Source organism: Oceanicella actignis (genome assembly GCF_008124525.1).
GTDB lineage: Bacteria > Pseudomonadota > Alphaproteobacteria > Rhodobacterales > Rhodobacteraceae > Oceanicella > Oceanicella actignis.
In genome coordinates this window covers 185,220-210,853 of record NZ_VNHJ01000003.1, presented here as the reverse complement: position 1 = coordinate 210,853, position 25,634 = coordinate 185,220, and the positions used below count along the sequence as shown (strand labels likewise).

Sequence of the window (25,634 nt, the reverse complement as noted above, 5' to 3'; positions counted from 1 at the left end):
CCCCGTCGGACAGCATAGGGCGCAGGCATGAGCGCGCCGTAAAGGGAAGCGGTTAACGGGCGCCGCCCCGCGCCGGGCCGCGCCCGCGGCGTCAGAGCATGTCGCGCAGCCGCGCGAACAGCATCGCCGCCACCAGCGTGGGCCGGCGCAGGAGCGCCCCGCCGGGGAAGGGCGGCGCGGGCAGGCGCGCCATCACGTCGAAGCGCCGGCGATCGCCGTTCAGCGCCTCGGCCAGCAGCTGGCCGGCCATCGTGCCCATCGCCACCCCCGAGCCCGAATAGCCCGAGGCGTTGAACACGCCGGGCCGGACCTCGGCGAAGAAGGGCAGGCGGGTCATGGTGATTCCCAGCGTCCCGCCCCAGCCGAAATCGATGCGCGCGTCCGCCAGCTGCGGCAGCACCTTGAGCATGCGCCGGCGCACATAGCCCTTGATGTCGCGCGGGAACGCGTCGCCATAGCTTTCGCCGCCGCCGAACAGCATGCGCCCGTCCTCGGAGAAGCGGAAGTAGTTCACCACGAAGCGGCTGTCGGCCACCGCCTCGCCGCCCGGAATGATCGCCCGCACGCGCTCGGGCGGCAGGGGTTCGGTGGCGATGATGAAGTTGTTGATCGGCAGAACGCGCGCCGCCGCCTCGGGCAGCAGCCGGCCCAGATAGCCGTTGCACGCGACCACGATCGTCTCGGCGCGCAGGATCCCGTCCTCGAGCCGCACCGCGCCGTCCTCGATGGCCAGCGCCTCGGTCGTCTCGTGAAGCCGCGCGCCCGCCGTCATCGCCGCCCGCGCCAGCCCGCGGGCATAGTTGAGCGGGTGCAGATGGCCCGCCTCGCGGTCGCGATAGCCGCCGTGATAGCCGCGCGCGTCCAGCGCGGCGCGCATCTCGTCGGGCTCGAGCCATTCCAGGCCCTCGTAGCCGTAAACCTTGCGCATGCGCTCGACATGGGCGCGGGCGGGGCCGTCGAAGCGCCGCCGGTGATTGGGGTGCAGGATGCCGTCGCGCCAGGCGCAGTCGATGCCGTGGCGCGCGATCAGCGCGCGCACCAGCCGCGCCGCGTCGCGGCCGATCTCCCACGCGGCGCGGGCGTCGTCGGGGCCGAGCATGCGCTCGATCTCTTCCTGCCACAGACGCTGGCCCACCGCCACCTGGCCGCCGTTGCGCCCCGAGGCGCCCCAGCCCACGCGATGCGCCTCGACCAGCGTCACCTGCGCGCCGCGCTCGGCCAGGTGCAGCGCCGTGGAAAGGCCCGTGAAGCCGCCCCCGATCACGCACACATCCGCGCGCGCCTCGCCGCGCAGGGGGGGCAGCTCGGGAAAGGGGGCGGCGCTGTGCGCATACCACGAGGGCGCGTGGCGCCCGCGCGCGTCGTTCCGGTGCAGAAGGCTCATACGTTCAGCAGGAGATGCTCCCGCTCCCATGGGCTGATGACGATCATGAACTGCTCGTGCTCGAAGCGCTTGAGCGCGACGAAGAGCTTGACGAAATCCTCGCCCAGCAGCCGCCCGAGCGGCGCGCACTCCTCGAGCAGGTCCACCGCCTCGAGCAGCGAATAGGGCAGGTCGCGCTCGTGGTCATAGGCGCCGCCCTCGACCGGCGGGCGCGGGGTCAGCTGCTCCTCGATGCCCAGCAGCCCCGCCGCCAGCGAGGCCGCGATGGCCAGATAGGGGTTGGCGTCGGCGCCGATGACGCGGTTCTCGATGCGCCGCGCGTCGGGCGCGCAGCGCGGCGCGCGCAGGCCGGTCGAGCGGTTGTCGTAGCCCCATTCCAGGTTCACCGGCGCCGACATGAATTTCACCAGGCGCCGATACGAGTTCACATAGGGCGCGATCAGCGCCGTCGCCGCGGGCAGGTATTTCTGCATCCCGCCGATGTAGTGGGCGAACAGCGGCGAGGCCTCGCCCCCCTCTTGCGTGAAGATGTTGCGCCCCTGCGCGTCCAGCACCGACTGGTGCACATGCATGGCGCTGCCCGGCTGGCCGGCCATGGGCTTGGCCATGAAGGTGGCGTAGCAGCCGCAGCGCAGCGCCGCCTCGCGGATCAGGCGCTTGAAGAAGAACACCTGGTCCGCCAGGCGCAGCGCGTCGCCATGCATCATGTTGATCTCGAGCTGGGCGGCGCCGGCCTCCTGGATGATGGTGTCGATTTCCAGCCCCTGCGCCTCGGCGTAGTCGTAGATGTGCTCGATCACCGCGTCGTATTCGTCCACCGCCGAAAGCGAGAAGGCCTGGCTGCCCGTCGACTGCCGCCCCGAGCGGCCCACCGGCGGCTCGAGCGGATAGTCGGGGTCGGTGTTGGGCTTGGTCAGGTAGAATTCCAGCTCGGGCGCGATCACGGGCGTCCAGCCGCGCGCGGCGTAGGCGTCCAGCACCCGGCGCAGCACGTTGCGCGGGGCGAAGGGAATCGGCGCGCCGTGGCGGTCGACCACGTCGTGGATGATCTGCAGCGAGGCCTCTCCCGCCCACGGCACGGCGCGCGCGGTGGCGATGTCGGGAACCAGGGTGATGTCCCCGTCCGAGTGCAGCTCGGGATGCGGCGCCTCGGCATAGTCGCCGGTGATGACGGCGAAGTAGATCGAGATCGGCAGCCGCACCTCGCTTTCGCGCAGGAACTTGGCCGCGGGCATCACCTTGCCGCGCGCGATGCCGGCGAAGTCGGGGGTGACGCACTCGATCTCCTCGACCTTGAAGGCGCGCACCCAGTCGCGCAGGGCCTCGATGTCCGGCGGCTCCAGATGCGGAGACACCGAGAGGCTGATCTGGGGCTGGGCCTTGGTCATGACATGCTTTCCGTTCGCGAATTTTCCGTCGCGGCGCTGGCGTTCGGCGGCGACGGGCATATATTGCCCGCGTTCGGCGCAAAGGAAAGGGCGGCCCGATGCTGATCGGCATTCTCGAGACTGGCGACGTCGCGCCCGAGATGCGCGCGCGTCACGGTGGCTTCGCGGACATGTTCCGCCGATTGCTGGCGGGGCAGGGCTTCGCCTTCCGCGTCTGGCGCGTGGTCGACGGGCAGCTGCCCGCCGACCCGGCCGAGGCGGATGGCTGGCTGATCACCGGTTCCAAGCACGCGGTCTATGACGATCTGCCCTGGATCGAGCCGCTCAAGGATTTCATCCGCCGCGCGGCGGCGGCGCGCGCGCCCATGGCGGGCATCTGCTTCGGCCACCAGATCATGGCCGAGGCGCTGGGCGGCAAGGTCGAGAAGTCCGAGCGCGGCTGGGGCATCGGCCCGCAGACCTATGACAGCGTCGAGGCCGGGCGGCCCATCACCATCCTCGCCTCGCATCAGGATCAGGTGACGCGCAAGCCGCCCTCGGCCGAGGTCGTCGCCTCGTCCGAGTTCTGCCCCTATGCGGGGCTGGTCTATCGCGACGCGCCGGCGATCAGCTACCAGCCGCACCCCGAGTTCCGCCGCGAATTCTCGCGCGAGCTGATCGAGACGCGGCGCGGCACGGTCTACGACCCCGCCCTGGCCGACGCCGCGCTGGCGCGGATGGACGCGCCGCTGGATTCGGATTGGATGGCGCGGCGCATCGCCGATTTCTTCCGCGCCCATGCCCGCCCGGCGCGCAACGGGGCCGGGGACGAGGCCGGCGCGAAACAGGGCGCCGCCGGCGGCCGGGCCGCGGGCTGAGCGCCGCAGGCGGCCAGGCGCCGGTTGGCGACAGGCGTCCGACGCGGCCGGGCGCCGGATGGGGCGGGATGCGCGACATCGTCGCGCCGCCTCGCGCCGGGCCGCCCGGGCGGGCGAATCGCGCCGGGCCCGCGCGCGGCAGAGGTTCGGCGCGGGCCCGCGGCCGGAGCCTGGCGCAGGCCTCGCCGCGGCGTGGCGCAGGGCCTGGCCGGTCGCGCCGCGCAAGCGCGGCGCGCAGGAGAATCGCCTTCAAGGCCGGGCGTTGACCGGCGGCGCCCACCCCATGAAGCCGGGCGACATGCGCCGCGCCGGGGCCAGAGCGGGGCGGCGCGCAAGAAAGGCGCGCCATGGGCCGGGCTTTGGCGCCCACCGCCGCCCGCCATGGAGCCGGACGGCATGCGTCGCGGTGCGGTGCGCGCAGGGCGGCGCGCAAGGGAATCGCGGCGAACGGCGCAGCGCGCCTTCGCGCGCCGCCGGCCGCCATGGTCCCGCGGGCCGTGCGCCGCGCCGGCATCCGCGCGGCGCGGGGGCGGCGCGGCGCTTGGTTCGCGCCGGGCGCGGCGACGCGCGCCTTGGCGCACGCCGCGCCAGCGCGTAGGAATGCGGGCAAGAGGGCCCGACGCATGGGCCGCGCAAGCACGGAGACAGGGCCATGACCGCCATCATCGACGCCATCATGGAGTTCTGGGACTGGCTCCTTCGCGTGCTGGGGCTGCGTCGGCGCGCGCCGCTGGGCGTGCCGCCCGAAACCCGGCCCGAGGGGCGCGCGCGCGGCCTTGCGCGCCGCGCGCCGGCGCTGATCCTGCTGGGGCTTGTCCTGTGGCTTGGCGCGCTGATCTGGAACTTCGGCTGGCTCAGGGCGGGCGATCTGTCCTACCCGCAGGCGGTGCTGGCGGCCACGGGCGCGCCGGCGGGGGTCGCGCCGGGCGCCGGGACGGGCGACGCGGCCGACGCCGCCGAGCCGGCCGACGCCGACGCGTCCGGCGCGGCGCGGGTCTGCGCGCCCAGCCGCGCCGTCGCCATGCAGGCGGCGCTCATCGACATGATGGTCAATCAGGACGTGTGGGCGCCGGCCTCGCCGCTCTACAAGGCCGGGGTGTTCTGGCTGATCGACTGGGAGGACACGCCCTGGTTCGACAACAAGGCCGCCTTCCAGCTGGGAGTGCTGGACGTGCTGCGCGCCTTCGCCATCGAGCTGCGCGACTCGCTGGGGCGCGTGCGCGGCACCTCGGCCCCGCATCAGGATCTGATCGGCGCGCAGTCGCGCCTGCAGATCAGCGAACGGGCCTGGGTGCTCAACAGCCCGCTCGACCGCGACAACGCGCTGGTGGCCACCACCACGGCCGCCGGCTCGTATCGCGGCGCCATCCGCTCGTATCTGCGCTACAACCAGGCGCTGGCCGACTGCGCGGCGGTGTATGACGCGCGCGCCGACAATCTGCGCGTGGTGATCGACCGCATGAGCAAGCTCCTGGGCGGGATCACGGACCAGCTGTCCAAGCGCTCGCGGGGGACGGTCTACGACCCGCGTCTCGACCGCTTCGTGCCCGGGCCGGGGAACAATCGCGGCTGGTTCGATTTCCGCGCCGACAACCTGTTCCACCGCGCGCGCGGGCAGATGTTCGCGCTGCACGGGCTGATGCAGGCGCTGCGCGAGGATTTCGCGCAGGTGGTCGAGCGCCGCGACCTGGTCGAGCTGTGGGACCGGCTCGAGGCGCATGTGGCCGAGGCGGCCGCGCTCGAGCCGCTGATCGTCTCGAACGGGCGTTCGGACGGTCTGATGATGCCCAACCACCTGGCCGCCATGGCCGAGGCCATCTACCGCGCCCGCGCGAACATGGTCGAGCTGCGCGACGTCATCGACCGCTGAGGCGCGGCGCCCGCAAGGGGGCGACGGCGCGCCTTGGCCGCGGGCGCGGTCACGCCTCGCCCTCGGCGCCGCCGGTCCGCGGGGCGGGCCCGGCGCCCGGCCCGGCATGGGGCTTCGCGTCCGGTTCGGGGGCGAGGCCCTTCAGGAAGAGCGTTTCGAGAAACCGCGCGGCGTCGTGATAGTGCCCGTCCGAGTCGGGCGAGACGTCGAGCAGCGCGCGCACCTGCGAATCGAAATCGGCGTAGTGCTGGGTCGTCGCCCAGATGGCGAAGATCAGGTGCATGGGATCGACCGGGCGGATCTTGCCCGCCCGCGCCCAGCCCCGGATCACCTCGGCCTTCTCCTCGACCAGCGCCTTGAGCTCGCCCTTGATGTGCGCCGTCATCGCCGGCGCGCCCTGCATGATCTCGCCCGCGAACAGGCGGCTTTCGCGCGGGCGGTCGCGCGACATCTCGAGCTTGCGGCGGATGTAGGCGGCGATCTCGCGCATCGGGTCGCCCTCGGCCGACAGGTCGCGCAGCGGCTCGAGCCAGGCGTCGAGCAGGCTGGTCAGCAGCGCCTCGCGGATGTCCTCCTTGCGGCGGAAGTAGTAAAGCAGGTTGGGCTTGGACATGCCCGCGCGCTCGGCGATCTGGTCGAGAGTCGCGCCGCGGAACCCGTAGGCCGAGAACACGTCCAGCGCCGCGGCCAGGATCTTGCGCTCGTTCTCGCGCTGGATGCGGGTGCGCCGGCGCGTGCGCGCCGCGCGCGGGGTGGGGGCGTCGGCGGCGGGGGGCGCCTTCTTGCGTGCGCGCGCCCTGGCGCGGGGGGGCGGGGCGGGCGCGGGGCGGGCGTCGGTTTCGCGCGTCATGCGGGGCTCCGAATGGCGTATTTTTTCGTCTTGACCGCCCAAGCGGCCGTGCTAGCGTGAATTTTGACCAGACGGTCAACGCGACCGCAAGAACAATCCGAAATCGGGGCCGCGCGCAGCGCCGCGGACCCCATGACAGGGAGCCGAACCATGTCGGATCGCAGCGCCTCCGCGCCCAACGACCTGCGCGCCTTCTGGATGCCGTTCACGGCCAACCGGCAGTTCAAGAAGGCGCCGCGCATGTTCGTCGCCGCGCGCGACATGCACTACACCACCTCGGACGGCCGCCAGGTGCTGGACGGCACCGCCGGGCTGTGGTGCTGCAACGCGGGCCATTGCCGGCCGAAGATCACCGAGGCCATCCAGAAGCAGGCCGCCGAGCTGGACTACGCGCCCGCCTTCCAGATGGGCCATCCCAAGGCGTTCGAGCTGGCCTCGCGGCTGACCGAGATCGCGCCCGAGCCCTTCGAGCACGTCTTCTTCACCAACTCGGGTTCGGAAAGCGTCGAGACCGCGCTCAAGATCGCCATCGCCTGGCACCGGGCGCGGGGCGAGGGCGCGCGCACGCGGCTGATCGGGCGCGAGCGCGGCTATCACGGGGTGAATTTCGGCGGCATCTCGGTCGGCGGCATCGTCGCCAACCGCAAGCATTTCGGCGCGCTGTTGACCGGGGTGGACCACCTGCGCCACACGCATCTGCCCGAGAAGAACGCCTTCACCCGCGGCCAGCCCGAACACGGCGCCGAGCTGGCCGACGACCTGGAGCGGCTGTGCGCGCTGCACGACCCCTCGACCATCGCGGCGGTCATCGTCGAGCCCATGGCCGGCTCGACCGGCGTGCTGCTGCCGCCCAAGGGCTACCTGCAGCGCCTGCGCGAGATCTGCGACCGGCACGGCATCCTGCTGATCTTCGACGAGGTGATCACCGGCTTCGGGCGCCTGGGCTCGCCCTTCGCGGCGCAGCATTACGACGTCATGCCCGACCTGATCACCACCGCCAAGGGCCTGACCAACGGCGTCATCCCCATGGGCGCGGTGCTGACCACCGCGCGCATCCACGACGCCTTCATGACCGGCCCCGAGCACATGATCGAGCTGTTCCACGGCTACACCTATTCGGGCAACCCGATCGCGGCGGCGGCGGGGCTGGCGACGCTCGAGACCTACCGCGACGAGGCGCTGCTGACCCGCGCGGCCGAGCTCGAGCCCTACTGGCTCGACGCGCTGTTCTCGTTGCGCGGCCTTCCGCATGTGATCGACATCCGCGGCCAGGGGCTGATCGGCGCGGTCGAGCTCGAGCCCATCGCGGGCGAGCCCACGCGGCGCGCCTTCTCGGCCTTCCTCAAGGCCTACGAGAAGGGAATCCTGATCCGCACCACGGGCGACACCATCGCCATGTCGCCGCCGCTGATCATCTCGAAGGCCCAGATCGACGAGCTGATCGGCACGCTGGGCGACGTGCTCAAGACGCTGGACTGAGGAGAGCAAGCCATGGCCGCACCCGGAGAGAACCTGCGCATCAACGCCGACCGCCTGTGGGACTCGATCCACGAGATGGCCAGGATCGGCCCCGGCGTCGCCGGCGGCTGCAACCGCCAGACCCTGACCGACGCCGACGCCGAGGGCCGCGCCCTGTTCAAGCGCTGGTGCGAGGAGGCGGGCTGCCAGATGGGGCTCGACCAGATGGGCAACATGTTCGCCATGCGCCCGGGAACCGACCCCGACGCGCTGCCGGTCTATGTGGGCTCGCACCTCGACACCCAGCCCACGGGCGGGCGCTATGACGGCGTTCTGGGCGTGCTGGGCGGGCTCGAGCTGATCCGCACGCTCAACGATCTGAACATCCGCACGCGCCATCCCATCGTCGTCGTCAACTGGACCAACGAGGAGGGCACGCGCTTTGCGCCCGCCATGCTGGCCTCGGGCGTGTTCGCGGGCGTGCACGATCTGGACTGGGCCTATGAGCGCACCGACGCCGAGGGCAAGCGCTTCGGCGACGAGCTCGAGCGCATCGGCTGGAAGGGCGACGAGCCGGTGGGCGCGCGCAAGATGAAGGCCTTCTTCGAGCTGCATATCGAGCAGGGCCCGATCCTCGAGGCCGAGGGCAAGGACATCGGCGTCGTCACCCACGGCCAGGGGCTGAGCTGGACGCAGGTCACCGTCGTCGGCAAGGAGGCGCATACCGGCTCGACCCCCATGCCCATGCGCAAGAATGCGGGGCTGGGCATGGCGCGCATCCTGCAGCTGGTCGATGAGATCGCCTGGTCGCACAAGCCCCATGCCGTGGGCGCGGCGGGGCATGTCGAGGTGCACCCCAACTCGCGCAACGTCATTCCCGGCAAGGCGGTGTTCACGGTCGATTTCCGCTCGCCCGACAAGGCGGTGATCGAGGACATGGAGAACCGCCTGCGCGAGGGGGCGAAGAAGATCTGCGACGAGATGGGCCTTGAGGTCGCGTTCGAGAAGGTCGGCGGCTTCGATCCGGTCGAGTTCGACAAGGATTGCGTCGCCGCCGTGCGCCGCGCGGCCGAGCGGCTGGGCTATTCGCACATGGACATCATCTCGGGCGCGGGGCACGACGCGTGCTGGATCAACCGCGTCGCCCCGACCGCCATGGTCATGTGCCCCTGCGTGGACGGGCTGAGCCACAACGAGGCCGAGGAGATTTCGAAGGAATGGGCCGCGGCGGGGGCCGACGTGCTGTTCCACGCGGTGGTCGAGACGGCCGAAATCGTCGAATGAAGGCGCGGCTCGCCCCTCGGGGCGGGCCGTTTCCGCGTCCGGCGCCCAAGCCGCGCGCCGCGGCGCATCAACCCAAGAACAAACGCGCAAGACGCGACAACGCAGGGGGCATGTCATGAGCAAGGTCATCAAGGGCGGAACCATCGTCACCGCCGACCGCAGCTGGAAGGCCGACGTGCTGATCGAGGGCGAGAAGATCGTCGAGATCGGCGAGAACCTGAAGGGCGACGAGGTCATCGACGCCTCGGACGCCTACGTCATTCCCGGCGGCATCGACCCGCACACTCATCTGGAGATGCCCTTCATGGGCACCACCGCGGCCGAGACCTTCGAGTCGGGCACCTACGCCGCCGCCGCGGGCGGAACGACGATGCTGGTCGATTTCTGCCTGCCGGGCGAGGACGGCTCGCTTCTGTCGGCCATGGACGAGTGGGACCGCAAGTCGGCCCCGCAGATCTGCGTGGACATCGGCTATCACATGGCCGTCACCGACTGGAACGAGCGCATCTTCGAGGAGATGCCCGAGGTCGTGAAGCGCGGCGTCAACACCTTCAAGCACTTCATGGCCTACAAGGGCGCGCTGATGGTGCAGGACGACGAGATGTTCGCCTCGTTCAAGCGCTGCGCCGAGATCGGCGCGCTGCCGCTGGTCCATGCCGAGAACGGCGACATCGTCGCCGAGCTGCAGCAGAAATACCTGGCCATGGGCGTGACCGGCCCCGAGGGGCACGCCTATTCCCGCCCGCCCGAGGTCGAGGGCGAGGCCGCCAACCGCGCCATCATGATCGCCGACGCGGCGGGCGTGCCGCTCTACATCGTCCATGTCAGCTGCGAGCAGGCGCACGAGGCCATCCGCCGCGCCCGCCAGAAGGGCATGCGCGTCTATGGCGAGCCGCTGATCCAGCACCTGACGCTGGACGAGACCGAATATTTCAACAAGGACTGGGAATACGCCGCGCGGCGCGTCATGTCGCCCCCCTTCCGCGACAAGTCGCACCAGGACAGCCTGTGGGCGGGGCTCATGGCCGGCTCGCTGCAGGTGGTGGCCACCGACCACGCCGCCTTCACCACCGAGCAGAAGCACATGGGCGACGGCGACTTCACCCGCATCCCCAACGGCACCGGCGGGCTCGAGGAGCGGCTCTCGGTGCTCTGGACCAAGGGCGTCGAGACGGGCCGCCTGACGCCCGAAGAGTTCGTGGCCGTCACCTCGACCAACATCGCCAAGATCCTCAACATCTACCCGCGCAAGGGCGCGGTGGCCGTGGGGGCGGACGCCGACGTGGTGGTGTGGGACCCCAGGGCGCGCAAGACCATCTCGGCCGCCACGCAGAAGTCGATCATCGACTACAACGTCTTCGAGGGGATGGAGGTGACGGGGCTGCCGCGCTTCACCCTCTCGCGCGGCGAGGTGGTGTGGTCGGCGGGACAGAACGTGCCGCCGCGCCCGGGGCGCGGGCGCTTCGTGCCGCGCCCGGCCTTCCCCTCGGCGCACAAGGCGCTGTCGAAGTGGAAGGCGCTGACCGCCCCGCGCAAGATCGAGCGCGACCCGCGCAACATCCCCTCGGGCGTCTGAGGAGGGGGTCCCGTGCAAGCGCAAGCCAGCCGGACCGCGGCGGCGTCGGACGACGCCGCCTCCCGCCCCGCCGTGATCGAGGCGCGCGGCCTCTCGCTCACCTTTCCGGCCGATGACGGGCCGGTGCACGCGCTGTCGGACGTCGATCTGACGATCCGCAAGGGCGATTTCGTCTCGTTCATCGGCCCCTCGGGCTGCGGCAAGACGACCTTCCTGCGCGTGATCGCCGATCTCGAGCAGCCCACCGCGGGCGAGGTGCGCGTCAACGGCATGACCCCGCGCGAGGCGCGCCTGGCGCGCGCCTATGGCTACGTCTTCCAGGCGGCGGGGTTGTATCCCTGGCGCACCATCGCGGCCAATGTGCGCCTGCCGCTCGAGATCATGGGCTATCCGCGCGAAGAGCAGGAAGAGCGCGTGCGCCGCACGCTCGAGCTGGTCAACCTGACGGGCTTCGAGCGCAAGTTCCCCTGGCAGCTGTCGGGCGGCATGCAGCAGCGCGCCTCGATCGCGCGCGCGCTGGCCTTCGACGCCGACATCCTGCTGATGGACGAGCCCTTCGGCGCGCTGGACGAGATCGTGCGCGACCATCTCAACGAGCAGCTGCTCAAGCTGTGGGCCAAGACGGACAAGACCATCGGCTTCGTCACCCACTCGATCCCCGAGGCGGTGTATCTGTCGACCCGCATCGTGGTGATGAGCCCGCGCCCGGGGCGGATCATCGACGTGATCGAGTCGACCCTGCCGCGCGAGCGGCCGCTCGACATCCGCGAGACGCCCGAATTCCTGGAAATCGCCCATCGCGTGCGCGAAGGGCTCAAGGCGGGGCACAGCTATGAGGACTGAGCGGCGGCCCGGCCGGGAGGCGGCGCGATGAGGCGCGCGGCGGGCGATGCGGGACCGGTGCTGTGCGTGCTCATGGCGATCCTGGTCCTTTGGTATGCGGCCGCGGCCGCGCTGAACCTGCAATGGGAGCGCGACCAGGCCGAACGCGCGGGGCGCGCCCCCTCGCTGACGCAGATGCTGAGCGCGGCGATGAGCCAGGACCGCCCGGTCCTGCCCGCGCCGCATCAGGTGGCGGTCGAGATCTGGAAGACGACCGTGGACAAGAAGATCACCTCGAAGCGCAGCCTGGTCTATCACTCGTGGGTCACGCTCTCGGCCACGTTGCTGGGCTTCGCCATGGGCACGCTGCTGGGCGTGCTGCTGGCGGTGGGGATCGTGCACAGCCGCGCGCTGGATCTGAGCCTGATGCCGTGGATCATCGCCTCGCAGACCATCCCGATCCTGGCGATCGCGCCGATGATCATCGTCGTGCTCAACGCGGTCGGGATCTCGGGGCTGCTGCCCAAGGCGCTGATCTCGACCTATCTGAGCTTCTTCCCGGTGGCGGTGGGCATGGTCAAGGGGCTGCGCAGCCCGGACGCCATGCAGATGGACCAGATGCGCACCTGGTCGGCCACGACGGCGCAGACCTTCTGGAAGCTGCGGCTGCCCAGCTCGATGCCCTATCTGTTCGCCTCGCTCAAGGTGGCGGTGGCCGCCAGCCTTGTCGGCGCGATCGTGGGCGAGCTGCCGACCGGCGCGGTGGCGGGCCTAGGCGCGCGGCTGCTGGCGGGCAGCTATTACGGGCAGACCATCCAGATCTGGTCGGCGCTGGTGACGGCCTCGATCCTGGCCGCGGCGCTGGTGGCGATCGTGGGGGCGATGCACCGCAGGGTGCTTCGGCGGATGGGGGCGGCGGCATGATCGGACGAATCGCGCAGCTTCCCCCCCTGCCGCTGGCCGCGGCCGCGGCGGCGCTGGCCTGGCTGGCGCTGGGCGCGGCGCATGCGCCCGCCGGCATGCCGCCCTGGGGCTGGGCCGCGACGCTGGGCGCCTGGGCCTGCGCCTGGGCGCTGGTCGAAAGCCTGGCGCGCAGCGGCTGGCGCCATGCCGGGCTGGCAGCGCCGGCCGTGTTCGGGCTGACCGTGCTGTTCTTGTGGGAGGCGGTCACCCGCGGCGCGGGCGTGCCAGCGGTTCTGCTGCCGCCGCCCAGCATGATCGCCGAGCGCATCGCCGACAGCTGGCACATCCTGTGGGCCGACTTCTCGCAGACCTTCCTCAAGGCGGTGCTGATCGGCTACGCGCTGGGCTGCGGCGCGGCGGTGGCGACGGCGCTGCTGATCGACCGGTCCGAGTTCCTGCAGCGCGGGCTTCTGCCCGTGGGCAACATGGTCGCGGCGCTGCCGATCGTGGGCGTGGCGCCGATCATGGTCATGTGGTTCGGCTTCGACTGGCCCTCGAAGGCGGCGGTGGTGATCATCATGGTCTTCTTCCCCATGCTGGTGAACACGGTCGAGGGCCTGAAATCCGCCGAGCGCATGCAGCGCGACCTGATGCGCACCTATGCGGCCGGCTACTGGCAGACCATGGGCAAGCTGCGCCTGCCGGCCGCGGCGCCCTTCATGTTCAACGGGCTGAAAATCTGTTCGACGCTGGCGCTGATCGGCGCCATCGTGGCCGAGTTCTTCGGCACGCCCACCGTGGGCATGGGCTTTCGCATCTCGACCGAGGTGGGGCGCATGAACCTGGACATGGTGTGGGCCGAGATCGCCGTGGCGGCGCTGGCCGGCTCGGCTTTCTACGGCGCGATCGCCCTGATCGAAAGGGCGGTCACGTTCTGGCATCCGTCGCAAAGACGCTGAGCAAGGCGCGCAGCGGCGATACGACAAGAACCACAGGGAAACGACAAGGAGGTATATCCCATGCGCAATTGGATCGCGGGAGCCGCGGCGTCGGCCATGGCGCTGGCCGCGGGCCTGGCCCAGGCGGCCGACCAGGTGACGCTGCAGCTCAAATGGGTCACCCAGGCCCAGTTCGCCGGCTACTACGTTGCCGCCGACAAGGGCTTCTACGAGGAAGAGGGGCTCGAGGTCGAGATCAAGCCCGGCGGCCCCGACATCGCGCCGCCGCAGGTGATCGCGGGCGGCGGGGCGGACGTCATCATCGACTGGATGCCCTCGGCCCTGGCCAGCCGCGAAAAGGGCGTGCCGCTGGTCAACATCGCTCAGCCCTTCAAGCGCTCGGGCATGATGCTGGTGTGCCGCAAGGATACGGGCATCAAGAGCCCCGAGGATTTCCGCGGCAAGACGCTGGGCGTCTGGTTCTTCGGCAACGAGTATCCGTTCCTGGCCTGGATGGCGCGGCTGGGCATCCCCACCGACGGCAGCCCCGAGGGGGTGCGCGTGCTCAAGCAGGGGTTCAACGTCGATCCGCTGCTGCAAAAGCAGGCCGACTGCGTCTCGGCCATGACCTACAACGAGTATTGGCAGATCATCGACGCGGGCCTCAAGCCCGAGGAGCTGGTTGTCTTCAAGTATGAGGACCAGGGCGTGGCGACGCTCGAGGACGGGCTTTACGTGCTCGAGCAGAACCTCAAGGATCCCGCCTTCCTCGATCGCATGGTGCGCTTCGTGCGCGCCTCGATGAAGGGCTGGAAATGGGCCGAGGCGCATCCCGACGAGGCCGCGGACATCGTGCTCGAGAACGACGCCACCGGCGCCCAGACCGAAAAGCACCAGCGGCGCATGATGCGCGAGGTGGCCAAGCTGACCGCCGGCTCGAACGGCGAGCTGGACCCGGCCGATTACGAGCGCACGGTGGACATCCTGCTTTCGGGCGGCTCGGACCCGGTCATCACCCGTCGCCCCGAGGGCGCCTGGACGCATGCCGTCACGGACAAGGCGCTGAAGTGACCGCGCAAGCCTGACGCCGGCGGCGCCCCCGCATGATCGGGGGCGCCGCCTTGTTTTCCGCGGGCGCCGAGCGGAGCGCCGGGGGGCGCCCATCGCCCGCCTTCCCATCGCCCGCCTGCCCGTCGCCCGCCTGCCCATCGCCCGCCGGCCCGTTGGGCCGCCCCGACGTCGAAACGCCGCTTGCGTGCGGGTCCGGCCGACGCGCGCGGCGTCGTCGCGCTGGGGGCTTGCGGTCCGCCCGGCGGGGCATGAGCGGGCGACAGGGCGCGAGGCGGCGAGGCGCGGGCTTGTCGTTCAAGCTCCGGCCCATCGAAGGCGCCGCGATTTGCGCAGTCCGCAACGCCCGGTTAGCCGCGACGCGCAAACGCCGCCGCCATTCGGTGCGGGCGCGCTCGGCCTGGGCCGCAGGTTCAGACGCCGGCGGCCGCGTGGGCGTCGATTCCGGCGCCGTCCTCGGATTCGTCGAACCAGTCGGGGCGCGCGGCCCTGGCGGCCGGCAGAAGGCGCAGGACCCTGCGCAGATGGCGCCGCAACGTCGCCTCGGCCAGGTCGGCGTCGCCTGCGGCGATGGCCTCGGCCAGCGCCTCGTGCTCGGCCAGCGCGGCGTCGCGCGGATCTTCGGGGCGGCCGGCGATGAAGCGTATGCGCTCGGTCTGGGACTTGGCCGCCGCGCAGGGCGGCCACGCATGGATCGCGCCCAGAGCGCGCGCCAGCTCGCGATGCATGGCGCGGTCCAAGGCGAGAAATCCCTCCTCATCCGCCGCCTTGCGCTGCTCGGCGATCTGGCGCCGCATGCCCATGACGATGGCGGCGCGCACGACTTCGGGCGCGCCGGCCGCGCGGCGCACGAGCGCCGCCTCGATGGCCTCGCGCGCGAAGCGCATGGCGCGGATGCGCTGCTCGGAAAGAAGGCGCACGAAGGTGCCGCGCTGGGGGCGGACCTCGAGCAAGCCTTCATAGGCCAGGATGATGAACGCCTCGCGCACCGGCTGGCGGCTGCACCCATACTCGGCGGCGATCGCCCATTCGGACAACCGCGCGCCGGGCTCGATCTCGAGCCGCACGACGCGGTCGCGCAAGTCGCGCCTGAGGCGTTCGGATGTTGCGCCGCCCGCCGCGGCGTCGTCGGTTTGCGGGAGCATGGCGCGTCCCTTTCCGTTGGGCGACCTCGATACCACATTCAGGCCGCCGGAGAAAGGGAAACGCGCCCCCTGCGCTCGGCTCAGACGGCGTCCGCGGCGTCGCGCTTGAGAATCGCGCGGATCTCGTCCAGAAGCGCCAGGCGCTCTTTCTTCAGCGTTTCCAGGGCCATGTCGTCCATGGGCTCGACCAGGGCCTCGGCGCGGTGAATGGCGCGGTTGAGCTCGTGATAACGCTCGGCCAGCCGGGCGAAGTGGGCGTCCGACAGCTTGAGCGCGTGGATGCGCTCGGCGAATTCCGGCAGCTCTTCGTGCAGCTCGTGGGGGACGTGGGTCATGGATCGCTCCTTGTTGCGATGCGAAAGCGTCTTGCCCCCTCGCTAACGCCCCGGCGCGCGCCGCGCCTTGCGCTGGATCAAGCGCGCTCGACCTTGGGCGCGCGGCGGCCTATTGTCCGCCGGGGGCGGGCGCCGGGCCCGCCGCGACGCCGAAAAGCAGGAAGCCGCGCATGCCTTCGCGTTCTGACCGCAAGCCCGTGATCGGGGTCATCTGCAACGCCCATCTGATCAACGACCAGTATCCCGTCCAGGCGGCCGGCGAGATCAACCTTTCGGCGGTCGCCGAGGCCGCGGGGGGGCTGCCGCTGATGGTGCCGGCCATGCCGGGCGCGGTCGATCTCGACGCGCTGCGCGAGGTCTGCGACGGGTTCGTGTTCACCGGCGGGCGGCCGAACGTGCATCCCTCGCATTACGGCATGGCCGAGACCGAGGCCCACGGCCCCTTCGATCCGGCGCGCGACGCGGTGACGCTGCCGCTGATCCGCGCCTGCGTGGCCGAGGGGCGGCCGATCTTCGGCATCTGCCGCGGCTTTCAGGAGATCGCCGTCGCCTTCGGCTGCACCCTGCATCCCGAAATCCGCGAGCTGCCCGGGCGCATGAACCACCGCATGCCGCCCGAGGGCACGCTGGAAGAGAAGTTCGCCCTGCGCCACAAGGTGCTGCTGTCGCCCGGCGGCCGCTTCGAGCGGCTTCTGGGCAAGCGCGAGGTGATGGTGAACTCGCTGCACGGGCAGGGGATTCTGGACGTCGGCGAGGGCATCGTGGTCGAGGGCCGCGCCGAGGACGGCACCATCGAGGCGCTGGCGGTGCGCGACGCGCCCGGTTTCGCGCTTGCCGTGCAATGGCATGCCGAGTGGCGCGCGGCGCAGGACCCGGTCTCGCGTCCCTTGTTCGAGGCCTTCGGCGAGGCCGCGCGCGCCTTCGCCGCAGCCCGCCGCTGAGCGGGCGCGCGGCGCGATGCTGTGGGCGGCGCTGATTCTGGACGCGCTGCTGGGCGAGCCCGAGGCGCTGTGGCGGCGCGTCCCCCATCCCGCGGTTCTGATGGGGCGGATGATCGACGCGCTCGAGCGCCGCTGGAACCGCCCGTCCGATCCCGAGCCGGTCCGGCGCGCCCGCGGCGCGGCGGCGGTGCTGGCGGCGACGGGCGCCTGGGCGGCGCTGGGCGCGCTGGCCGCATGGGCGCCGGGCGGCTGGCTGTGGCAGACGCTGGGCGCGGCCGTGCTGCTGGCCCAGCGCAGCCTGGTCGATCATGTGCGCGCGGTGGCGCGCGGGCTGCGCCAGGGCCTGGGGCCGGGGCGCGCGGCGGTGGCGATGATCGTCGGCCGCGACGTGCGCGCGCTGGACGAGGCGGGCGTGGCCCGCGCCGCGATCGAGAGCGCGGCCGAGAACTTCTCGGACGGCGTCGTCGCGCCCGCCTTCTGGTTCGCGGTGGCCGGTCTGCCGGGCATGGCGGCATACAAGGCGCTGAACACGGCGGATTCCATGATCGGTCACCGCAATGCCCGCTTCGCGGCCTTCGGCTGGGCGGCGGCGCGGGCCGACGACGTTGCCAACTGGATCCCGGCGCGCCTGTCGGGGGCCGTTCTGTGTCTGGTCGGGGGCGGGGCGCGCGGCTGGCGGGTGATGCTGCGCGATGCGCGCCTGCATCGCTCGCCCAACGCGGGCTGGCCCGAGGCGGCGATGGCCGCGGCGCTCGGGGTGTCGCTGTCGGGTCCGCGGGTCTATGACGGGCGCCTGAGCGACGAGCCTTTCGTCCACCCCGAGGGGCGCGCGCCCGCGGCGGCGGACGTCGAGCGGGCGGCCGACATGCTCTGGCGTGGCTGGGCGGTCCTGCTGGTCGCGGCCGTGGCGCTTGGGATCTGACCGCGCGGCGGCCTAGAGCGCATGCGCGCGCAGCGTGCGGTAGGCCGGGCGGCAGGCTTCGGCCAGCTCGGCGGCGTCGTCGCTCAGCTCCGCCGGCGGGGCCGAGGGGCCGACGAAGCCGGTCGATTCCTCGAGCGCATCATACCAGAACGCGCCCCACGGCCCTTCATAGGCGCGCCGGCCCGGCGCCCAGCTGAGCATGCGCTCGTCAAAGGTCAGCCCCACCCGCGCGCACAGCGCGCGCAGCGCGCGCTCGGGGTCCGCGCGCAGATCCTCGGCGTCGATGACGGGGCAGGCGCGGCCCAGAATGTCGGAGGCGCGCTCGAACATCTCGAGCTGCTGGTGGATGCCCAGCTCCCACAACTCCGGCACGATGCCCTTGGCCACGTAGCTGGCCAGGACGCGCGCCGGATCGCGAATCAGAAACACGTTGGTCAGCGCGTCGGTCCACTCCAGATCCGCGCCCTCGGGCAGGTGGCGCGTCATGTGCTTCTGGTAGATCAGCCGCGCCCCCGGCGCCGGGGCGAGGCAGCGCGCGATGGCGCGGTCAAGCGCGGGCTCGCCCTCGGCGAGGATGCGCTCGCGCATGGGATGGCGCGCGCCGGTGCGGGCAAGGAAGGCGGCGTAAAGGGGCTCGTCCAGCACCACGCAGCCGGGCAGCTGCGCAAAGCTGCGCATCAGCGGCGCGGCAAGGCTGCGCGGCCCGGACCAGACCGCAAGGCGCAGGGGGGGCTCGTCATTGGGGGCGGAATGGGCGGTGGGCGTCACCCGTGGGCTCCTTGTCGTTGCGCGCTCGCGCCAGATGCCCCGCCCGCGCGCCGGGCGCAAGAGCGATCGGCATGACGGCCGCCGCCGCGGCTGCTAGAAGGGCGCGAAACAGGGAAGGGGTTCATGACGCTCATCACGCTCAATGCGGGGTCGTCCTCGCTCAAATTCGCGCTGTTCGAGGCGCGCCGGCCGCCGCGGCTTGTCCTGCGCGGCGAGGTGTCGCGCCTGGACGAAGCGCCCGAGCTGCTCTTGCGCGCCGCCGACGGGCGCGAGCTGGCGCGCGGCGCGCTCGCCCCGGCCGGGGCGGGGGCGGGGGGGCAGGCCGCCGCGCTCGGGGCCGCGCTGGAGGCGCTGCGCCGGGCCGCGCCCGAGGCCATGGCGCAGGTGCGCGCGGTGGGGCACCGAATCGTGCATGGCGGGCGCGACTTCGCGGCCCCGGCGCTGCTGGACGAGGCGGCGGTGCGCGCGCTCGAGGCCCTGATCCCCTTCGCGCCGCTGCACCAGCCGCACAATCTGGCCGCCGTGCGCGCCGCCCGCGCCGCCTTTCCCGAGGCGGCGCAGGTGGGCTGTTTCGACACCGCCTTTCACCGCGGCCGCCCCTTCGTGGCCGAGACCTACGCCCTGCCGCGCGAATGGCACGCGCGGGGCGTGCTGCGCTATGGCTTTCACGGCCTCAATTACGAGCACATCGCCCGCACCCTGGCGCGCGAGGCGCCCGAGCTGGCGCGCGGGCGCGTGGTGGCGGCGCATCTGGGGGCGGGGGCGTCGGCCTGCGCGATTCGCGGCGGGCGCTCGGTCGCCAGCTCGATGGGCTTCACCGCGCTGGACGGGCTGGTGATGGCCACGCGCTGCGGGCAGCTCGACCCGGGCGTGGTCCTGCACATGATCGGCGCCGAGGGCATGAGCGTCGATGAGGTCGAGGCCCTGCTCTACAAGCGTTCGGGTCTTCTGGGCCTGTCGGGGCTGAGCGGCGACATGCGCCGCCTTCTGGCGCCCGACGCCCCCGCCCAGGCGCGCGAGGCGGTCGCGCATTTCGCCCTGCGCGCGCGGCGCGAGATCGCCGCGCTGGCGGCCGAGATGGGCGGCATCGACGCGCTGGTCTTCACCGGCGGGGTGGGCGAGCGTTCGGCCCCCGTGCGGGCCATGATCTGCGAGGATCTCGCCTTTCTGGGCGTCGCGCTCGACAAGGAGGCGAACGCGGCCGGGGCGGCGCGCATCGGCGCGCCGGGCGCGCGGGTGCAGACGCTCGTGATCCATGCGGACGAGGAATCGGTGATCGCCGACGCCGCGGCGCGGCTTTGCGCCATGGCGAAGGGCTGAGCAGGCGCGCGGGGGGCGCGAGCGGACCGCGCCCGCGCGCGAGGCGTCGATGCGGCCCCGAGCAGGCCCGCGGGGGCGCGAGCGATCGGGCCGCGCGCCTGGATGGCGCCGGCCGCGCCGCGGGCCGCGGGCCGTGGGGCGGGCGGGGCCTTGCGGCGTCCGGGGGCGGGCCCGGGAGAACGAAGGCCCGGGCGCCCGGTCAGCCGCGGGCCGTCTCGCGCGCGCGCAGCGCGCGGGCCAGGGCGCAGAAATCGGCGATGTCCAGCGCCTCGGCGCGCAGGGTCGGATCGATTCCGGCCTCGGCGCACATCTCGGCGGCGTCGGGGCGCAGGGTGCGCAGGCTCTGGCGCAGCATCTTGCGGCGCTGGCCGAAGGCGGCGGCCGTGACGCGCGCCAGCGCGTCGGGCTCGGCCGGGTGGCGCGGCGCGGGCAGGGGGCGCAGATCGACCACCGAGGACCACACCTTGGGCGGCGGGGTGAAGGCGCGCGGCGACACGTCGAAGGCGATGCGCGCCTCGGCCCGCCATTGCGCCAGGACCGCCAGGCGCCCGTAGGCCTTGGCGCCGGGGCGGGCGACGATGCGCTCGGCCACCTCGCGCTGGAACATCAGCGTCAGCCCCGACCAGCCGGGCGGCCAGCCGCCGCCGCGCCGCTCGGGGGTCAGCCAGCGCACCAGCAGCTCGGTGCCCACGTTGTAGGGCAGGTTGGCGACGATGCGCCAGGGCGCGTTCAGACGCGCCTCGGGATCCAGTTCCAGCGCGTCGCCGTGCACAACCTCGAGCCGGCCGGGCCAGCGCCGGGCGATCTCGTCGAGCGCCGGCAGGCAGCGCGCGTCGCGCTCGACCGCCACCACGCGCCGCGCGCCCTCGGCCAGAAGCGCGCGGGTCAGGCCGCCGGGGCCGGGGCCGATCTCGAGCACGTCGCAGCCCGACAGATCGCCCGCCGCGCGCGCGATGCGCCGCGTCAGGTTCAGATCGAGCAGGAAGTTCTGCCCCAGCGCCTTCTTCGCCGCCAGCCCGTGGCGCGCGATCACCTCGCGCAGGGGCGGCAGCCCGTCCTCGGCCAGGGTCATGAGCGCGCGTCCCCGGCTCCGGGCGCCGAGCCGCGGTCCGGGCGCGTCGGCGCGCCGGACCCCGCGCGCCGCGCCGAACCCGGCCCCGAACCCGGCCCCGAGCGCGTTCCCGCATCGGGTTCCCCGTCCGCGCCGTCCAACCCGTCTTGCGTCGCGTCCTCGGCGGCGGCGCGGCGCGCGCGCGCCATGGCGGCGGCCATGCGCAGCGCCCCGATCAGGCTGCGCGCCGAGGCGACGCCGCGCCCGGCGATGTCGTAGGCCGTGCCGTGATCGGGCGAGGTGCGCACGATGGGCAGGCCCAGGGTCAGGTTCACGCCCTCGTCGAAATCCAGCGTCTTGAACGGGATGAGCGCCTGGTCGTGATACATGCACAGCGCCGCGTCCCAGCGCGCGCGCGCCGCCGGGTGGAACATCGCGTCGGCCGGCAGCGGGCCGGCGATGTCAAGGCCCTGCGCGCGCAGCCGCTCGAGCGCGGGGGCGATGAGCTCGATCTCTTCGCGGCCCATGGCGCCGCCCTCGCCGGCATGGGGATTGAGCCCGGCCGCCGCCAGGCGCGGCGCGCTCAGGCCGAAATCGCGCCGCAGCGCCTGATGCGCGTGCAGCGCCGCACGCTCGATGGCCTCGGCGCTCAGAAGCGCGGGCACACGCGCCAGCGGCTCGTGGATCGTCACCGGCACCACCCGCAGCGTCGGGCCGGCCAGCATCATCGTCGGCGCACTCGCTCCGCACAGATCGGCCAGGAATTCGGTGTGGCCCGGAAAGGCGAAGCCGGCCCCGTCCTTGAGCGCCTTCTTGTTGATGGGCAGCGTCGTCACCGCCGAGGCGGCGCCGCTCAGCGCCAGGCGCACGGCCTCTTCGATCCAGGCGATGACGCATGGCGCGTTGGCCGGATCGGGGCGGCCGGGCCGCGCCGGCGCGGCCATCGGGCGGTGCAGCACGGGCAGGGCGCGGGCGAAGACCGCCGGCGCCTCGGCAAGCTGGGCGATGCGCGCGCAGGGGGCGCCCTGCGCCTCGAACAGCGCGGCGTCGCCGATCGCGGCGAAGACGGGGCCGCCGGCGGCCGAGAGCGCGCGCCAAGCGGCGGCGGCGATCTCGGGGCCGATGCCGGCCGGATCGCCCCCGCTAACCGCGATCGGGGGCGGGGCGCCGCCGGGCCGCGCGTCCTCGGCGGGGGTCATTTGCGCTCGATATGCGCCTGCGCGCGCAGCTCCTGCAGGCGGCCTTCGGCATAGCGCTGCAGGCGCTGCTCGAGCAGGTTCTGGCGGATGCGTTCGCGATCCTCGGGGGTCAGGTCGATCTTCTGCTCCTCGCGCCCCAGGACGGTCAGCAGCACGACGCCGCCCGGCACGCCCAGCGGGCGGGTGACCTTGCCCGGCTCAAGCTGCGCAAGCTCGTCCGCCAGGGCGGGCGGCAGGCGGTCCGAGGGGACCTTGCCCATGCGCCCGCCGCGCGCGGCGCTGGGGGTGCGGCTGTGTCGGCGCGCAAGGGCGGCGAAGTCCTCGCCGGCGTTGATGCGCGCGGCCAGCTCCTCGATGCGCGCGAGCGCCGCGTCGCGATCCTTGCCGGCGGGCAGGCCGATCTCGCCCAGATCGTAGACCACGCGGCGGTCCAGCCCCTGATCGGCGATGGCGTCGTTCAGCTCGGCCTCGGAGACCTCGGCGCGCGGGCCATAGTCGCGGCGGATGAGCGAGGCCCAGGCGATCTGGGTCTCGATCATCTCTTCGAGGGCGCGGCGCGAGACGCCCGCCTTGCGCAGCTGCGCGTCGAGCCGGGCGGGGTCGAGCCCGGCGCCGCGGGCGAAGGCGGCCAGCGCGGCGTCGAGGTTCTCGGCCGGCACCTGGATGCCCGCCGCGCTCGCCGCCTCGCGCTTGAGCGCGTCGTCGATCAGCGAGTCGAGCGCGCGCTCGCGCAGCTCGGCCTCGTCCGCGCCGCGCGCCGCGCCCGTCAGGCGCAGAAGGCGCATGCGCTGGTCGAGGTCGTAATTGGTGATGGCCTTGCCGTTGACGAAGGCGACGGTCTGGAAGGCGGCGCGGGGCGCGCCGGCCCCGGCGGTCTGGGCGGCGGGCCCGGGGCCCGGGGCGGCCAGCGCGGCTGCGGCGACGAGCGCGGCGGCGAGCGCGGCGCGCAGGCGAGTGAATGGCATCGGATCTTCCCGTTTCGGCGCCGCCGGGCGGCGCGGTTGGTCGCTTGACCTGGTTTGGCCTATCGGATGCGCGGCGCGCAAGTCCCCTGGACGGGGCCGGGCTCGGCGCCGCCGCCCAGTCCCCACAGGCGCAGGCGCGCGCCGAAGAAGGTCGCGGCCGGCGCGTCGTTCGACGAGGTGAAGCGGCGCCCGGCGTAGAATTCCACATCCACGCACTCGTTTCGATAGCCGATGCGCCCCAGCGCGCGCACCCAGTCGCCCGCCTGCAGGTCGCGCCGCGCCTCGCCGCCGACGCTCCATGCGCGCGTCAGCGCGTAGCGCGCCGAGACGGCGGCCTCCTGGCGGTCGTCGGGCGTCACCGAGTCCTTGGCCAGATAGACGTGATAGGCGTTCAGCTGCAGCCCGCGCCAATCCGCGCCCAGGTAAAGCTCGTTGCGGCGCAGCTCGAGGTCGTCGGTCACGCGCAGGCGGTTGTCGATCTTGAACGCGCCGGGCAGGAACAGCGACCAAGCGCCGACGAAGTCGGATTCGCGCTTGTTCAGGCCCTGGCCGCCGGCGAAGCTGTCGATGGCGCGCGCGCGCAGCACCCGCCCGCCCGAGGCCGAGAAGGACGCGCCCGAAGGCGTCGCGACGCTGTAGCGCAGGCCCAGATTCATGCGCGGGCCTTCCTCGAAGCCGTCGTCGCCCGCATGGCGGCGCAGCGAGAAGAGCGAGGTCTCGTCGAACTCGGTCAGCACGCTGTCCTCGTTGGGCAGGCCGTCGTCGTCGGCATAGGGCGCGGCGATGAGCTGCGCGATCGGCTCGAGGATGTGGGTCGCCGCGCCGAAGGGGCCGTCGGCGCCGTCATGGCGCGCCAGCGGCCAGCGCGCCTCGACCGCGGCCATGGGCGCGAAGCGGGCGGCGTCGTCGGCCCCGTCGGCGCCGTCCGCCACGCGCCAGACGTCGCCGCGCGCCGAGACATGGGCCGCCAGGCTCAGCCCGGTGACGGGCTCGACGCCGCGCCGCTCCCATTCGAGGCCAAGGCCGATGCGCGCCGTGTCCTGCCCCGCCGTGCGCCGCAGCGCGTAGCCCGACAGATCGGCCGAGATCACGCCGCCCAGAACCCCCTCGTCCCAGCTGCGCCGGCCCTCGAAGGCGGGCAGCGCCATGGGGATCTGGCCGAAGGGCTCGTCGTCGCGCAGGCTCTGGAAGCGCACGGCCGAGGCCTCGGCATAGCCCTGCGCGTCGCCGTGGCGCAGGTAGGCCTCGGAGGTCAGGCGGTCCTTCTCGGAATACCCGTAGCGGCGCAGATAGGCGTCGTCCGAGGCCATGGCCAGCTGGAAGCCCGCCTCGGCGCCCGATCCCAGCGCGAACAGCCCGGCGCCGTCCAGATGGCCGCGCAGGCGGCTTTCGCCGTCGTAATCGTTGTGCGTGACCGAGCCGGCCAGGCGCAGCGCGCCGCGCGCATAGGCGCGGCGGTGCTCGCCCTCCAGCACCACGCCCTCGTCCGAGGTGACGAAGGCGGTCAGCGTGGCGTCGGACGAGTCGTCGATCACCCAGTGCCAGGGCAGCTTGACCGCATGGCCCAGGATCGAGCTTTGCAGATAGTCCGGGGCCAGAAAGCCCGTGGCGCGCTTGCGGTCCGGGTCCGGGTGGCGGAAATAGGGCGTCCAGGCCACCGGCACGCCCAGGATGTCGAAGGTGGCGTCCTCGTAATGGACAACGCCTTCGCGCTCGTCATGGACGATGCGCCGCGCGCGGATGCGCCAGAGCGGGGTGGGGTCCTCGGGGCAGACGGCGCAGGGGCTGAACACCGCGCGCGAAAGCACGTTGAAGCGCCCGTCGATGCGCCGCGCGGCGCGGGCGGCGAAACGCGCATGGGCGCCGAGCGAGGCGCGCGCGCCGCGGATCAGGCCCTCGCGCAGCTGCGCGTCCAGATCGGCAAGATCCGCGACGATGACCGCGCCCTCGGGGCCGCGCAGCGTCACCTCGCCCTCGGCGCGCACACGGTCGGCGCGCGCGTCGTAGATGATGCGCTCGGCGGTCAGGGTGCGCGCGCCGTAATGGACCTCGACCGCGCCCTCGGCGATCAGCAGCCCCGCGGCGTTGTCGTAGCGCACGCGATCGGCCGAAAGGGCCACCGGCGCGTCGGGATCGGGCGCGACCGAGGCCAGGGCGCGCGAGAGGGGGCCGCCCCCGGACCCGGCCGCGTCCGCGTTCGGGGCGGAGGCCGCCTGGGCCGCGCGGGCGGGGGCCGAGAGGTTCTGCGCCACGGACGCGAACGCGGCGCCGCCCCGCTCGCCCGCCCGCCGCGCGGCGCGCGGGGCGCGGGCGGGAATCGGGCTGGCCTCGGGCGCCGGCCTTGGCGCAAGCGCGGCGCCGGGCGCCTCGGGGCGCGGCGCCGGCGGGGCCAGGCGCAGCGGCGCGCCGGGGCCGCCCGCCGCGGCGGCCTGCGCGCTCAAGCCGGCGAGGATCAGCGGCGCGCCAAGCGCAAGCGCGCGCGCCAGCGGCGCGGCGACGGCGTACGGGCGGAGGAAGGGCTGGGGCGATCTGCGCAAGCGGGCGCTCCTTGGGCTGCGATCCAACGCGTTGGGGGCGCGGCGCGCGGGCC

22 protein-coding genes are annotated in these 25,634 nt (G+C 72.9%); 12 read left to right on the top strand and 10 right to left on the bottom strand.

What is annotated here, in order from left to right; translation table 11 throughout:
- Positions 1-91: 91 nt before the first annotated feature.
- Together LY05_RS06235 and LY05_RS06230 are read right to left on the bottom strand one after the other, a co-directional pair.
- The gene (locus tag LY05_RS06235) at positions 92-1,384 is read right to left on the bottom strand and encodes an NAD(P)/FAD-dependent oxidoreductase (protein WP_148922524.1); all 1,293 of its coding nucleotides are present in this window, start codon (positions 1,382-1,384) and stop codon (positions 92-94) included.
- The gene (locus tag LY05_RS06230; RefSeq protein WP_148922523.1) at positions 1,381-2,772 is read right to left on the bottom strand and encodes a glutamine synthetase family protein; all 1,392 of its coding nucleotides are present in this window, start codon (positions 2,770-2,772) and stop codon (positions 1,381-1,383) included. Before LY05_RS06230 ends, LY05_RS06235 begins: the two co-directional genes overlap by 4 nt.
- Positions 2,773-2,870: 98 nt before the next feature.
- Between LY05_RS06230 and LY05_RS06225 the strand changes: the two genes are divergently transcribed.
- Positions 2,871-3,629: a glutamine amidotransferase-related protein gene (locus LY05_RS06225; RefSeq protein WP_148922522.1), complete on the top strand. Its 759-nt coding sequence runs from the start codon at positions 2,871-2,873 to the stop codon at positions 3,627-3,629.
- 652 nt (positions 3,630-4,281) lie between these two features.
- A complete protein-coding gene (locus tag LY05_RS06220) occupies positions 4,282-5,499 on the top strand; it encodes a DUF2333 family protein (RefSeq protein WP_148922521.1) in 1,218 nt (405 codons plus the stop codon).
- A 49-nt stretch (positions 5,500-5,548) separates the two neighbouring features.
- On the opposite strand, the gene LY05_RS06215 is transcribed toward LY05_RS06220, so the two are convergent.
- A complete protein-coding gene (locus tag LY05_RS06215; protein ID WP_148922520.1) occupies positions 5,549-6,349 on the bottom strand; it encodes a TetR family transcriptional regulator C-terminal domain-containing protein in 801 nt (266 codons plus the stop codon).
- Positions 6,350-6,499: 150 nt separating this feature from the next.
- On the opposite strand from LY05_RS06215, the gene aptA reads away from it, so the two are divergent.
- From aptA to LY05_RS06180, 7 genes are all read left to right on the top strand, one after another.
- Entirely contained in the window at positions 6,500-7,828 is a 1,329-nt protein-coding gene (gene aptA / locus LY05_RS06210) for an omega-aminotransferase AptA (protein ID WP_148922519.1), read from the top strand.
- Positions 7,829-7,840: 12 nt separating this feature from the next.
- The gene (locus tag LY05_RS06205; RefSeq protein WP_148922518.1) at positions 7,841-9,091 is read left to right on the top strand and encodes a Zn-dependent hydrolase; all 1,251 of its coding nucleotides are present in this window, start codon (positions 7,841-7,843) and stop codon (positions 9,089-9,091) included.
- A gap of 115 nt (positions 9,092-9,206) precedes the next feature.
- A complete protein-coding gene (hydA, locus tag LY05_RS06200) occupies positions 9,207-10,667 on the top strand; it encodes a dihydropyrimidinase (RefSeq protein WP_148922517.1) in 1,461 nt (486 codons plus the stop codon).
- Positions 10,668-10,679: 12 nt separating this feature from the next.
- Positions 10,680-11,510, top strand: a complete 831-nt coding sequence (locus LY05_RS06195; protein ID WP_072745900.1) for an ABC transporter ATP-binding protein — start codon at positions 10,680-10,682, stop codon at positions 11,508-11,510.
- 27 nt (positions 11,511-11,537) lie between these two features.
- Positions 11,538-12,413 carry an ABC transporter permease gene (locus LY05_RS06190; RefSeq protein WP_072745899.1) on the top strand — a complete coding sequence of 292 codons (876 nt, stop codon included), beginning with the start codon at positions 11,538-11,540 and terminating at the stop codon, positions 12,411-12,413.
- Between the two features lie 95 nt (positions 12,414-12,508).
- Entirely contained in the window at positions 12,509-13,351 is an 843-nt protein-coding gene (locus LY05_RS06185) for an ABC transporter permease (RefSeq protein WP_211356289.1), read from the top strand.
- Positions 13,352-13,411: 60 nt separating this feature from the next.
- A complete protein-coding gene (locus LY05_RS06180) occupies positions 13,412-14,401 on the top strand; it encodes an ABC transporter substrate-binding protein (protein ID WP_148922515.1) in 990 nt (329 codons plus the stop codon).
- Positions 14,402-14,811: 410 nt separating this feature from the next.
- On the opposite strand, the gene LY05_RS06175 is transcribed toward LY05_RS06180, so the two are convergent.
- Positions 14,812-15,543: a GntR family transcriptional regulator gene (locus LY05_RS06175; RefSeq protein ID WP_148922514.1), complete on the bottom strand. Its 732-nt coding sequence runs from the start codon at positions 15,541-15,543 to the stop codon at positions 14,812-14,814.
- 80 nt (positions 15,544-15,623) lie between these two features.
- Positions 15,624-15,878 (bottom strand): HP1242/YdcH family protein, encoded by a 255-nt coding sequence (locus LY05_RS06170; protein WP_148922513.1) that lies wholly within the window; start codon positions 15,876-15,878, stop codon positions 15,624-15,626.
- A gap of 170 nt (positions 15,879-16,048) precedes the next feature.
- Here LY05_RS06170 and LY05_RS06165 point away from each other — a divergent pair, with 170 nt between their 5' ends.
- Positions 16,049-16,819 carry a gamma-glutamyl-gamma-aminobutyrate hydrolase family protein gene (locus LY05_RS06165; protein WP_072745895.1) on the top strand — a complete coding sequence of 257 codons (771 nt, stop codon included), beginning with the start codon at positions 16,049-16,051 and terminating at the stop codon, positions 16,817-16,819.
- A gap of 16 nt (positions 16,820-16,835) precedes the next feature.
- Positions 16,836-17,741 (top strand): adenosylcobinamide-phosphate synthase CbiB, encoded by a 906-nt coding sequence (gene cbiB, locus LY05_RS06160; protein ID WP_148922512.1) that lies wholly within the window; start codon positions 16,836-16,838, stop codon positions 17,739-17,741.
- A 12-nt stretch (positions 17,742-17,753) separates the two neighbouring features.
- Here cbiB and LY05_RS06155 read toward each other — a convergent pair whose 3' ends face one another.
- A complete protein-coding gene (locus tag LY05_RS06155) occupies positions 17,754-18,509 on the bottom strand; it encodes a sulfotransferase-like domain-containing protein (RefSeq protein WP_211356283.1) in 756 nt (251 codons plus the stop codon).
- Positions 18,510-18,632: 123 nt separating this feature from the next.
- On the opposite strand from LY05_RS06155, the gene LY05_RS06150 reads away from it, so the two are divergent.
- Positions 18,633-19,829, top strand: coding sequence for an acetate/propionate family kinase (locus LY05_RS06150; RefSeq protein ID WP_148922511.1), 1,197 nt, complete (start codon positions 18,633-18,635; stop codon positions 19,827-19,829).
- Positions 19,830-20,028: 199 nt separating this feature from the next.
- Here the strand turns inward: LY05_RS06150 and rsmA are convergent, their stop codons facing one another.
- From rsmA to LY05_RS06130, 4 genes are read right to left on the bottom strand one after another with little or no spacing between them, the layout of a single operon-like run.
- Complete coding sequence (gene rsmA, locus LY05_RS06145) at positions 20,029-20,901, bottom strand: 16S rRNA (adenine(1518)-N(6)/adenine(1519)-N(6))-dimethyltransferase RsmA (RefSeq protein ID WP_148922510.1); 873 nt, start codon at positions 20,899-20,901, stop codon at positions 20,029-20,031.
- Entirely contained in the window at positions 20,898-22,079 is a 1,182-nt protein-coding gene (gene pdxA / locus LY05_RS06140; RefSeq protein ID WP_148922509.1) for a 4-hydroxythreonine-4-phosphate dehydrogenase PdxA, read from the bottom strand. The genes rsmA and pdxA overlap by 4 nt, the downstream gene beginning before the upstream one ends.
- On the bottom strand, positions 22,076-23,044 hold the full coding sequence (locus LY05_RS06135; RefSeq protein ID WP_170258861.1) for a peptidylprolyl isomerase: 969 nt from the start codon (positions 23,042-23,044) through the stop codon (positions 22,076-22,078). The genes pdxA and LY05_RS06135 overlap by 4 nt, the downstream gene beginning before the upstream one ends.
- Before the next feature lie 59 nt (positions 23,045-23,103).
- A complete protein-coding gene (locus tag LY05_RS06130; protein ID WP_148922507.1) occupies positions 23,104-25,581 on the bottom strand; it encodes an LPS-assembly protein LptD in 2,478 nt (825 codons plus the stop codon).
- Between the last annotated feature and the right edge of the window lie 53 nt (positions 25,582-25,634).

Coding starts and splice junctions, on each gene's coding strand:
- LY05_RS06235 (WP_148922524.1), bottom strand. CDS start 1,384: ATGAGCCTTCTGCACCGGAACGACGCGCGCGGGCGCCACGCGCCCTCG.
- LY05_RS06230 (WP_148922523.1), bottom strand. CDS start 2,772: ATGACCAAGGCCCAGCCCCAGATCAGCCTCTCGGTGTCTCCGCATCTG.
- LY05_RS06225 (WP_148922522.1), top strand. CDS start 2,871: ATGCTGATCGGCATTCTCGAGACTGGCGACGTCGCGCCCGAGATGCGC.
- LY05_RS06220 (WP_148922521.1), top strand. CDS start 4,282: ATGACCGCCATCATCGACGCCATCATGGAGTTCTGGGACTGGCTCCTT.
- LY05_RS06215 (WP_148922520.1), bottom strand. CDS start 6,349: ATGACGCGCGAAACCGACGCCCGCCCCGCGCCCGCCCCGCCCCCCCGC.
- aptA (WP_148922519.1), top strand. CDS start 6,500: ATGTCGGATCGCAGCGCCTCCGCGCCCAACGACCTGCGCGCCTTCTGG.
- LY05_RS06205 (WP_148922518.1), top strand. CDS start 7,841: ATGGCCGCACCCGGAGAGAACCTGCGCATCAACGCCGACCGCCTGTGG.
- hydA (WP_148922517.1), top strand. CDS start 9,207: ATGAGCAAGGTCATCAAGGGCGGAACCATCGTCACCGCCGACCGCAGC.
- LY05_RS06190 (WP_072745899.1), top strand. CDS start 11,538: ATGAGGCGCGCGGCGGGCGATGCGGGACCGGTGCTGTGCGTGCTCATG.
- LY05_RS06185 (WP_211356289.1), top strand. CDS start 12,509: ATGCCGCCCTGGGGCTGGGCCGCGACGCTGGGCGCCTGGGCCTGCGCC.
- LY05_RS06180 (WP_148922515.1), top strand. CDS start 13,412: ATGCGCAATTGGATCGCGGGAGCCGCGGCGTCGGCCATGGCGCTGGCC.
- LY05_RS06175 (WP_148922514.1), bottom strand. CDS start 15,543: ATGCTCCCGCAAACCGACGACGCCGCGGCGGGCGGCGCAACATCCGAA.
- LY05_RS06170 (WP_148922513.1), bottom strand. CDS start 15,878: ATGACCCACGTCCCCCACGAGCTGCACGAAGAGCTGCCGGAATTCGCC.
- LY05_RS06165 (WP_072745895.1), top strand. CDS start 16,049: ATGCCTTCGCGTTCTGACCGCAAGCCCGTGATCGGGGTCATCTGCAAC.
- cbiB (WP_148922512.1), top strand. CDS start 16,836: ATGCTGTGGGCGGCGCTGATTCTGGACGCGCTGCTGGGCGAGCCCGAG.
- LY05_RS06150 (WP_148922511.1), top strand. CDS start 18,633: ATGACGCTCATCACGCTCAATGCGGGGTCGTCCTCGCTCAAATTCGCG.
- rsmA (WP_148922510.1), bottom strand. CDS start 20,901: ATGACCCTGGCCGAGGACGGGCTGCCGCCCCTGCGCGAGGTGATCGCG.
- pdxA (WP_148922509.1), bottom strand. CDS start 22,079: ATGACCCCCGCCGAGGACGCGCGGCCCGGCGGCGCCCCGCCCCCGATC.
- LY05_RS06135 (WP_170258861.1), bottom strand. CDS start 23,044: ATGCCATTCACTCGCCTGCGCGCCGCGCTCGCCGCCGCGCTCGTCGCC.